The organism is Microvirga massiliensis (assembly GCF_001006805.1).
In the GTDB taxonomy this organism is placed as follows: domain Bacteria; phylum Pseudomonadota; class Alphaproteobacteria; order Rhizobiales; family Beijerinckiaceae; genus Microvirga; species Microvirga massiliensis.
In genome coordinates, this window is sequence record NZ_LN811354.1 from 455,775 (window position 1) to 465,239 (window position 9,465).

The 9,465-nt window shown below is 63.0% G+C and carries 7 protein-coding genes and 2 tRNA genes; 8 read left to right on the forward strand and 1 reads right to left on the reverse strand.

Annotated elements, in window-relative coordinates; genetic code table 11:
• Positions 1–278 precede the first annotated feature (278 nt).
• The 6 genes from ppc to BN1233_RS18195 all read left to right on the forward strand — a co-directional run bounded on the left by ppc (position 279) and on the right by BN1233_RS18195 (position 8,218).
• Positions 279–3,038 (forward strand): phosphoenolpyruvate carboxylase, encoded by a 2,760-nt coding sequence (ppc, locus tag BN1233_RS18170; protein ID WP_046864967.1) that lies wholly within the window; start codon positions 279–281, stop codon positions 3,036–3,038.
• A 561-nt stretch (positions 3,039–3,599) separates the two neighbouring features.
• Positions 3,600–4,799, forward strand: a complete 1,200-nt coding sequence (locus BN1233_RS18175; protein WP_046864968.1) for an ABC transporter substrate-binding protein — start codon at positions 3,600–3,602, stop codon at positions 4,797–4,799.
• Between the two features lie 68 nt (positions 4,800–4,867).
• The gene (locus BN1233_RS18180) at positions 4,868–5,734 is read left to right on the forward strand and encodes a branched-chain amino acid ABC transporter permease (RefSeq protein WP_046864969.1); all 867 of its coding nucleotides are present in this window, start codon (positions 4,868–4,870) and stop codon (positions 5,732–5,734) included.
• A gap of 4 nt (positions 5,735–5,738) precedes the next feature.
• Positions 5,739–6,716, forward strand: a complete 978-nt coding sequence (locus BN1233_RS18185) for a branched-chain amino acid ABC transporter permease (protein WP_046864970.1) — start codon at positions 5,739–5,741, stop codon at positions 6,714–6,716.
• Positions 6,713–7,492 (forward strand): ABC transporter ATP-binding protein, encoded by a 780-nt coding sequence (locus BN1233_RS18190; protein WP_046864971.1) that lies wholly within the window; start codon positions 6,713–6,715, stop codon positions 7,490–7,492. The genes BN1233_RS18185 and BN1233_RS18190 overlap by 4 nt, the downstream gene beginning before the upstream one ends.
• 3 nt (positions 7,493–7,495) lie before the next feature.
• A complete protein-coding gene (locus BN1233_RS18195) occupies positions 7,496–8,218 on the forward strand; it encodes an ABC transporter ATP-binding protein (RefSeq protein ID WP_046864972.1) in 723 nt (240 codons plus the stop codon).
• A gap of 129 nt (positions 8,219–8,347) precedes the next feature.
• Here BN1233_RS18195 and BN1233_RS18200 read toward each other — a convergent pair.
• Positions 8,348–8,424 (reverse strand) — tRNA-Pro (locus BN1233_RS18200).
• A 151-nt stretch (positions 8,425–8,575) separates the two neighbouring features.
• Between BN1233_RS18200 and BN1233_RS18205 the strand changes: the two genes are divergently transcribed.
• A tRNA-Gln gene (locus tag BN1233_RS18205) sits at positions 8,576–8,650 on the forward strand.
• 106 nt (positions 8,651–8,756) lie between these two features.
• Positions 8,757–9,341 carry a DUF6538 domain-containing protein gene (locus tag BN1233_RS18210; RefSeq protein ID WP_046864973.1) on the forward strand — a complete coding sequence of 195 codons (585 nt, stop codon included), beginning with the start codon at positions 8,757–8,759 and terminating at the stop codon, positions 9,339–9,341.
• Positions 9,342–9,465: the final 124 nt, after the last annotated feature.

Consider the following 9,465-nt stretch of genomic DNA (forward strand, 5'->3'; position numbering starts at 1 on the left):
GGTGTACCCTCGCTTCGGCAGGGATCCCACCCGTAATAGCGCGATCACCTCGCGTGAGGTTCCGGGACCGGCAACCAGAGTAATCCGATGAAGTTCCGTCCCCAGGACCGAGGACAATAGCAGTTGCTTCTCGCTGCGCTTTGCAAGAGTGCGTTCCGCGAGACGCTGCGCCACGCGCCATGGGCCGGGCACTTCGGCTTGGTCGGGGAGGCGGGCTCGAACGCACCGGCACCAGGGATTCCCTCGGAAGTCTGTGGACGTGCTTCGGGAGGCTTGTCATGGACGCCGTTTACTCACCCGATAAGGATCGGGCTCTCCGGGAAGACATCCGCCTTTTAGGGCGTCTCCTCGGTGACACTGTACGATCCCAGGAGGGTGAGGCCGCCTTCGGGACTGTCGAGCGCATCCGCCAGACATCGATCCGCTTTCATCGCGATGAGGACAATGCCGCCCGTGGAGAGCTCGAGTCCATTCTCGATGCGCTCTCGCCCGGCAGCGCGATCCAGATCATCCGGGCGTTCAGCTATTTCTCGCATCTCGCAAACATTGCCGAAGATCTGCACCGGATCCGAAGGTCGAGAGCTCACGCCAGCGCGGGCTCTCCGCCGCGCGCCGGGACAATGGCCCTGGCGCTCACGAGAGCAAGCCAGGCTTCGGTTCCACGCCAGGACATCAGCACCTTTTTCGATGCTGCCTTCGTGTGCCCGGTGCTGACTGCACATCCTACGGAAATCAGGCGCAGGAGCACGATCGATCGCGAAATGGAGATCGCGCGGCTTCTGACCGAGCGCGATCGCATTAGGCTCACCCCCGAAGAGGAAGCGAGGACCGAGGAAGGGCTTCGCCGGGCCATTCTGATCCTGTGGCAGACCAGCATCCTCCGGCAGCACCGGCTGCGGGTCGTCGACGAGGTGGTCAACGGCCTGTCCTATTACGACTATACCTTCCTGCGAGAGTTGCCGCGGTTCTATGCCGACCTCGAGGACGAGCTTGCCGCGTCCGATCCGGCCTGGACAGGCACCGAGCTGCCGTCCTTCTTTCGGATGGGCAGCTGGATCGGTGGCGACCGGGACGGCAATCCTTTTGTGACCGCGGAGGTGCTGCACCAGGCGCTGCAACTGCAGAGCAAGCGGGCCTTGCGCTTTTATCTCGACGAACTGCACGCGTTGGGGAGCGAACTGTCCCTCGACGACCACATTGTGAGCGTCTCGGGTGAGGTCAGGCAGCTTGCAGAATCGTCGCCCGATGGGTCGGCCCATCGGGAGCACGAACCCTACCGGAAAGCCCTCTCGGGACTCTATGCCCGGCTGGCTACGACCGCCGTGGCGCTCGATCACGGCGAGGTCCCGCGGCATGCGGTCGGAGTGGCGCCCCCCTATGCCGATCCGGGCGAATTCCAGAAGGACCTAGCTTCCCTGAAGCACTCGCTCGTGGCCAATGGCTCGGGCCTGCTGGCCTGTGGGCGTCTGCGGCACTTGTGCCGCGCCGTCGACGTGTTCGGTTTCCATTTGGCCGGAGTCGATCTCCGGCAGAACTCGGACGTGCACGAGCGTGCCGTTGCGGAACTCCTCGAGGTCGCTAACCCCGGATGCGCCTATACGGGCCTCGCAGAGGACGCGCGCGTCGATCTCCTGATCGCGGAGCTCCGGACGGCCCGTCCGCTCGCTTCGCAGCACGTGACCTATTCGCGTGAGACCGCAGCTGAGCTCGCGATTCTACGTGAGGCTGCGGACGCCCATCGCCGCTTCGGTGCGGCCGCGGTGCCCAATTACGTGATCTCGAAGGCGAACTCGGTCTCCGACATCCTGGAGGTGGGTATCCTCCTCAAGGAGGCAGGCCTGCTGCGCCCGACCGACGGCTCGCTCCACATCAACATCGTTCCGCTGTTCGAGACCATCGCCGACCTACAGGGGAGCGCCGCCGTGATGGACGCGCTTCTCTCGGTTCCGGAGTACCGTGCGCTGCTTGCCGAACGGGGCAACGTCCAAGAGGTCATGCTCGGCTACTCCGACAGCAACAAGGACGGCGGTTTCATCACGTCGGGCTGGGAACTCTACAAGGCGGAGATCGCTCTCGTGGAAGTGTTCCGGCAGCATGACGTTCGGCTGCGCCTGTTCCATGGACGAGGCGGCTCGGTCGGCCGGGGAGGGGGGCCGAGCTACGAGGCGATCCTCGCGCAGCCCGGCGGCGCAGTGCAGGGCGCGATTCGCATTACCGAACAGGGCGAGGTGATCGCGGCAAAATACTCGAACCCGGAATTGGGACGACGCAATCTGGAGATCCTGGCGGCAGCGACCTTCGAAGCGACCCTGCTTCATTCTGACCGGGCGGCTCCCCGCGACGAATACCTGGCAACCATGGAGGAGCTCTCCGGGCATGCCTTCCGGTCCTACCGGAGCCTCGTCTACGACACGCCCGGATTTGAGCAGTATTTCTGGGAATCGACGGTGATCGGCGAGATTGCCCACCTCAATATCGGCAGCCGCCCGGCCTCGCGCACGAGTTCACGCCGGATCGAGGATCTGCGGGCCATCCCTTGGGTCTTCGGCTGGGCCCAGTGCCGGCTGATGCTGCCGGGCTGGTACGGATTCGGATCGGCGGTGCGGGCCTATCTCGCCGACCATCCCGATGATGGGCTGGAGATGCTGCGCGGCATGTATCGCGACTGGCCATTCTTCCGAACCCTTCTGTCGAACATGGACATGGTGCTGGCCAAGAGCAACATCGCGATCGCGTCCCGCTATGCGGAGCTCGTCTCCGACAAGGCGCTGCGGGAGGCGATCTTCCCGAAACTGCGGAGCGAGTGGCAGAGTTCGATGGCGCTGCTGCTGGAGCTCACGGGGCAGAAGCAGTTGCTCGAGGGCAACCCGCTCCTGGCGCGGTCGATCAGGAACCGCTTTCCCTATCTCGACCCGCTCAACCACCTCCAGATCGAGCTTCTCAAGCGCCACCGCGCCGGTGATATGGACGATCGGGTCGTGCAGGGGCTTCATTTGAGCATCAACGGGATTGCCGCGGGACTGCGAAACAGCGGGTGACGGCGCCCACAGTCGTCATGGCGGGCCATGGGAGAAGTGCTTCGTCCTGAGGCGGCGTCTTGGATTGCTTCGCCTACGGTTCGCAAGGGCGGTAGTGGGCGAAGGCATGTGGAGCAGGCTGGAAACGGCAGCAGACTCCGGATGCACCCCGTCATTGCGAACGGAGTGAACCAATCCAGCAGCGCACTCGTCGACGGGTAGATTGCTTAGCCTCAGGCTCGCAGTGACGAATCTGACAAATTTATCGAACAGCGTGAGAAAAGCATGGTCATACCGGATCAGCACTATCACTCCGGCTCAGAGTTGATCTGCAATCCGGATCATCTCTCAGTCGGTGAGCTCGGAATCTCTTCACCCCTACGGCCGCCCGGGAGGGCACAGGTCGGAACAGGCAACCCACCCAGGGACCTATATACCCGCCGCTATTGTAGAATATTGGGACAGTAATGCTGCAGTTCTTCCATTCTGGAGAATATTGACAGGAGCCGCGTTTGCCCCTTCGCTGGAGAGACTCCGCTGAGTCAGACGATAATTCAGCGGCACAAGCAGGGGAGCCAAGCGATGATCTCCAGACGCTCGACCACGACACACATAGCCCTTTCCGCGGCTATAGCCATTGCCATGGCGGTAGGCCTGTCGCCTGCCTCGGCTCAAGAGAAGGAACTGAAGATCGGGTTCGTCGGCGTCACCAGCGGCCCTGCCGCGGCCTGGGGAACGTCGAATGTCCGCTCGATGCAGACTCGTGCCGACTGGCTCAACGAGAAGGGCGGAGTGAAGATTGGCAACGATACCTACAAGATCAGGATCGTCACCTTCGACGACCAGAAGGACCCAAGGCGCGCCATCGCAGGCATGGAAAAGATGGCGCAGGAAGGGATCCATTACGTGGTCGGCCCCAACGTCGACGATGGGGCTGCAGCCGTCCGCCCGGTCGCGGAGGCGAATGGCATCATCTACTTCCCCTATGCTTTCCCGAAGCATCTCTACACTCCTCCTGCTTCGAACGCGATTTTGGGGATGGTGGCGAGCTATCAGTCGGCTCCCGAGATCTACAAGTTCCTCAAGGAAAAGAGAGGTGTGAAGAAGATCGCCTTCGTTGCCGCCAACGAGTCCGATCCGCTGAGCCAGCGGGAAAGCGGAATCGCCGCCGCGAAGGCGCTCGGGCTTGAGGTCGTGGCGGACAAGGACACCTATCAGAACGATACGCGTGATTTCACGCCCGTCATGACGCCGGTCGTGCGTCTGAAGCCTGACCTTATCGTGCTTTCGGGCGTGGCTCCCGCCAATGCACCGCTCTTGATCCGCGCCGCCCGCGAACTCGGCTATCAGGGATTGATGTCCGCCGAGACTGCGCAGGATGCGACCGTGCTCCAGGAAGGGGCGGGCGAACTCGCCAACGGCTTCATCTCGGTGGGCGGCGCTTCGACTCCCGAGATCCGCTCGGCCACGATGGAGGAATTCATCGACCGCTACACGAAGAAATACGGCGAGTACAACGACGAATCGAACACGAAGGTCTATGCCCTCGAGTATATCGTCGAGACGCTCAAGGCCAATCCAGCCGCCATCAACAGTGTCGACGAATACAAGAAGACGATCGAAACGTTCTCGGCGACCAATCCCTTCGTGAAGGAGGGTCATCCGCTCCGCTATGTCGGCATGACCTCCTTCGGTCAGAAGCGCCAGGTCGCGGTGCCGATGGTCGTGACGGAGTTCAAGGACGGCAAGTTCGAGACCCTGTTCGTCGGCTCGGTCGACTGATCCGGCCTCCATATTAAAACGAGGCCCGGGCCTGATCCCGGGCCTCTCGCCGGACGGGCTGCGTCTCCATGGAACAGGTCATCGTCAACGGGCTCTATCTCGGCGCCCAATACGCCCTTATCGCGCTTGGTCTGACCTTGATCTTCGCGCTTATGAACGTGCTGAACTTCGCGCACGGGCAGATGTATGTCCTGGGAGGGTTCGTCACCTATACGATCTACGGTCAACTCGGCTTGCCGTTCGCCTTTGCGCTTCTGTGCTCCGGCGTAACGCTTGCAATCGTCGGGGCGCTGTTCGAAAAATTTCTGTTTCGTACCGTCATCAAGCGGAGCCTGCGCGAGGAAAGCACGATGCTGCTGGCCGCTGCGACTGCTCTCTTCCTGGATGCGATCATCCTGCTCCTGTTCGGCGAGAAGCAGCGCGGTGTCCCGAAGATCGTGAACGGCGTGTTCCTCTCCGACACGGTCGTCATGCCTTATGACCGTATCGTCGTCGGGGTGGTGGCGCTGGCGATGATCGCTGCCTTCGTCCTCTACATGCAGTACAGCCGTCCCGGGCGCGCGATGCGGGCCCTGGCTCAGGACCGTGTCGCCGCCCAGCTGATGGGCGTCAATGTCGACCGCTATTCGATGATCGGCTTCGCGCTGGGCGCCATGCTCGCCGGCGTAGTCGGCGGCCTGCTCGTGGCGATCACCGGCGTCAATTCCGGCATCGGCGGCCCGATCTCGATCAAGGCCTTCCTCATGGTGATGATTGGCGGTGCGGGCGTGGTCGGCGGCGCGATCGCGGGTGGCTTCATCCTTGGCATGATGGAGTCGGTAGGGCTGACGGTGCTCCGCCAGTACGGCGACATCACCTATCTCGTCATTTTCGCTCTGCTGATGGTCTTCCTCAGCATCCGGCCCCATGGCCTGATGGGAAAGCCGTGGGGATGAGCGCATGACGATCTCTCGGGCCGCTGTTGCCCTCGTAGCCCTTTTATTCCTGCTCGTCGGAGTGCCGTTCCTGATCGCGGCGAGCGATCGGCCTGACCTGTATTACACCTTCACGACCGTGGCGCTCCTCAGCATCGTCAGCAGCGGCGTGTGGCTGACCTTCTATATCGGGCGCATCAATATCGGGCAGGGCGCCTTCGCGCTGATGGGCGGATACGCCTCCGCGATCCTGGTCGTCGAATACGGCTTGTCCTTCTGGCCAAGTCTGATTTTGGCAGGACTCCTCTGCGCAGGCGCAAGCGTTCTCATCGGCTTGCCGATCCTTCGGCTCCGCGGCGTCTACTTCGCGATGGTCACCCTCGTGCTCACCGAAGTAGCGCGCCTCCTGGCGTTAGCCGTCCCGATCACCAATGGGGCCAGGGGCATCGTCAACATTCCGCTGCCGGGCCGGCTTTCCCTGTTCGGAATCACCCTCATTCCCGACTTCGCGACGCTCTCCAATCCTCGTCTGGCGTTCTACATCACGGCGGTCGTGATGATGAGCCTCTGCTTTGCGGGTCTCTATCGCCTCGTCCATTCGCGGATCGGGCGGTTGTGCCAGTCGCTCCAGCAGAACGAGGAACTAGCCTCCTCGATCGGCGTCGATGTCGCCCATCTGCGTGTCCTCGCCTATGCCATCTCGTCCTTTCTTGGCGGGATCGGAGGCGCCATGTTCGTGGCGATCTCGCAGTCCGTTTATCCATCTACCTTTACGGTGACGGACTCGGTCAACTTCATGCTCAATTGCTTCCTGGGCGGATTGGGCTTTGTCTTCGGCCCCATCGTCGGAACCTTCGTGCTGTATTTCGGCTGGGACCTGCTGTTCCAGTCCGGACAATTCCAGCTTCTGATCTATTCGACGATCCTGATCCTCCTCATGCTGGTTCTGCCGAACGGCCTCCTGAGCATCAGGCTGCCGATGCGCGAGCGGGCAATCCGATGACGGATATCCTCGAGATCTCCGGACTGACGAAGCGCTATGGCGGCCTCGTCGCCGTGAACGACGTGTCCTTCTCCGTGCGGGAGAACGAGATTCTGTCGGTGATCGGGCCGAACGGCGCCGGCAAGTCCACCCTGTTCAAGCTGATCTCTTCCTTTGTCAGACCCACGCACGGCGAGGTCCGCTTCCGGGGCGCGCGGATTTCCGGCCTCGCGCCGCACAAGGCGGCCCGCAGGGGCGTCGTGCGGACCTTCCAGGAGACGACGATCTTCAAGACAATGACCGTTCGTGACAACGTGATCATCGCCCATCACCTGCGCTCGAAGGCGAGCCTCGCCGGTTTCTTCCTTGGAACGGCAACGGGGCGGCGGGACGAGGAAGCGTTCGGACGCTCTGCGGACGAGATCCTCGATTTCCTCGGCCTCGGCGACATGCGTCATGAAATCGCGAGCAATCTGCCACACGGCCACCTGCGCGCGCTCGGCATCGCCATCGGGCTTGCCACCGATCCCGCGATCCTGCTCCTCGACGAGCCTTTCGCGGGCATGAACCACGACGAGACCCGCCGGGCGATCGAGATCGTGCGCGGCGTGCGCAACCGTGGCGTCACTGTCCTCCTGGTTGAGCACGACATGCCGGCCGTCATGACGATCTCCGACCGGATCGTTGTGCTGAATTTCGGTCAGAAAATCGCAGAGGGCACGCCGCGGGAAATCCAGGAGAACCCGAAAGTCATCGAGGCCTATCTCGGGGTCGAGGACGATTCCATCGGATTGTAGGCCATGAACCATATCCTCCGATTCGACGACGTCCAGCTCTATTACGAGCATGTCTATGCTCTCAAAGGCGTGTCGATCGCGGTCAACGAGGGCGAGACCGTGGCCCTGATCGGCGCGAACGGGGCCGGCAAGTCATCGATTCTGCGCGCCATCACGGGGCTCAGGCGGGTCAGAAGCGGCGAGATTCACTTCGGCGGACGCCGGATCGACGGAACGCCGCCCGACGAGATCGTGCGGATGGGAATCTCCATGGTGCCGGAGGGGCGCCGCGTCTTTCCCTTCATGTCGGTGCGCGACAATCTGCTGATGGGCGCGTTCACCCGCTCGGACACGGCCGAGATCCACGAATCGCTCGATCGAGTGCTGGCGCGGTTTCCCCGGCTGAAGGAACGCTATTCCCAGGCGGCAGGCACGCTCAGCGGGGGCGAGCAGCAGATGCTGGTGATCGGTCGCGCCTTGATGGCGAGGCCAAAGCTCCTCCTGCTCGACGAGCCGTCGCTCGGTATCGCACCGAAGCTTGTGCAGGACATCGCCCGCTCGATCGTCGCGATCAACCGGGACGAGAAGGTGAGCGTGATCCTCGTGGAACAGAACTCCCGCATGGCGCTGCGCGTCTCCCATCGCGCCTATGTGCTGACGACCGGCAAGGTCGCACTCAGCGGCCCCTCGGAGGAGATGCGGACGGACGAGCGTGTGAGGCGGCTGTATCTCGGTGGGGAGGTTTGAATCGCGCCGAGGTGTCGCCCTCGCCTGTGCGGGAACGACAGACTCAGCGAAGTTGCAGTGAACCTGTCTGCGGCTTCGATTCGCCCTCTATAAGAATCACGACTTGCAAGCGATCCGATAGCCTTAGAATGGTCGGAGTGGCAGGATTTGAACCTGCGACCCCCACGTCCCGAACGTGGTGCGCTACCAGACTGCGCTACACTCCGACTGCCGGCTCACCGGGCGAGCGGCTTATAGCGGCGAGGGACGGCGTCCGCAAGCGGATCCGAGCAATCTTGTTTCTTCCCCAACGCGAGGTGCTTTCGGCCGGTTGCCAGCCCCCTGATGCCCGATTATGTAACGCGCGCCACAGCCTGGTGGGGCGTAGCCAAGTGGTAAGGCAGCGGATTTTGATTCCGCCATTCCCAGGTTCGAATCCTGGCGCCCCAGCCAATCTCCCTAAGTCCTTGAAATCCCGGGTGCGGCGTCCAGCTGGGGAGTTTTGTGCCCCAGTGGGACACACGCCTGCGGCACAGCTCCGGGACACGGAGGTCGGCACGTGCCGGTGGTCGCGAACGTGGAGCGGCGGGGAGCCGTTTACTATTGGCGGCGTAGAGTGCCGCCCAGCCTCGCCCGGCTCCTCGGGCGAAGTCACCTGAAACTCAGTCTCCGGACCAAGGAGCCGGCACGGGCGCGCTTTCTCGCCGCTCACCTGGACGCCACTTCCGAGAACCTGTTCATGTCGGCCAACCTCGCCGGGATCACCAAGGAGCAGCTGGCCGATTTCGGGCGCCAGGAGCCGGACTTTGACTCCGATGTCGAGGCGGCCGGCGAGCGCGCTATGGGACTGGCCCCCCGCCTGCTGGCTGGGCGGGGCCTGTCCGCCTCCTTGAGCGTTGCGGATCGAGGCTTCTTGCTCCAGCAAGGACATGACGCCGCGACGGTCAGGGCGGTCGAGCAGGTCCTCCAAGCTTCGGGCCAGGCCAAGCCCTCGCAGGTGTGGTTGCGCGAGCTCGTCGAAGGCGCCGCGCCGAGGCAAGTCCCGCCAATCTGGCGCAAGCACAGCCGGTCTATCTGCACGCCCTTGGCCAGGCTCTTCTCTGAACCGGGGCCCGTACCACGCGGACCCCTTGCCGTTCGATGAGCTCCTAGAAGAACCGACTTCAGAAATCCCGACGGCAACGCTCCCCGTCGCACCAACGGCCCGAAGTGATGAGCCTGACGCGCTGCCCGCCCCACCCGTCGAAGCCCAGGTTCCGGCGCCTGCA

Coding starts and splice junctions, on each gene's coding strand:
- ppc (WP_046864967.1), top strand. CDS start 279: ATGGACGCCGTTTACTCACCCGATAAGGATCGGGCTCTCCGGGAAGAC.
- BN1233_RS18175 (WP_046864968.1), top strand. CDS start 3,600: ATGATCTCCAGACGCTCGACCACGACACACATAGCCCTTTCCGCGGCT.
- BN1233_RS18180 (WP_046864969.1), top strand. CDS start 4,868: ATGGAACAGGTCATCGTCAACGGGCTCTATCTCGGCGCCCAATACGCC.
- BN1233_RS18185 (WP_046864970.1), top strand. CDS start 5,739: ATGACGATCTCTCGGGCCGCTGTTGCCCTCGTAGCCCTTTTATTCCTG.
- BN1233_RS18190 (WP_046864971.1), top strand. CDS start 6,713: ATGACGGATATCCTCGAGATCTCCGGACTGACGAAGCGCTATGGCGGC.
- BN1233_RS18195 (WP_046864972.1), top strand. CDS start 7,496: ATGAACCATATCCTCCGATTCGACGACGTCCAGCTCTATTACGAGCAT.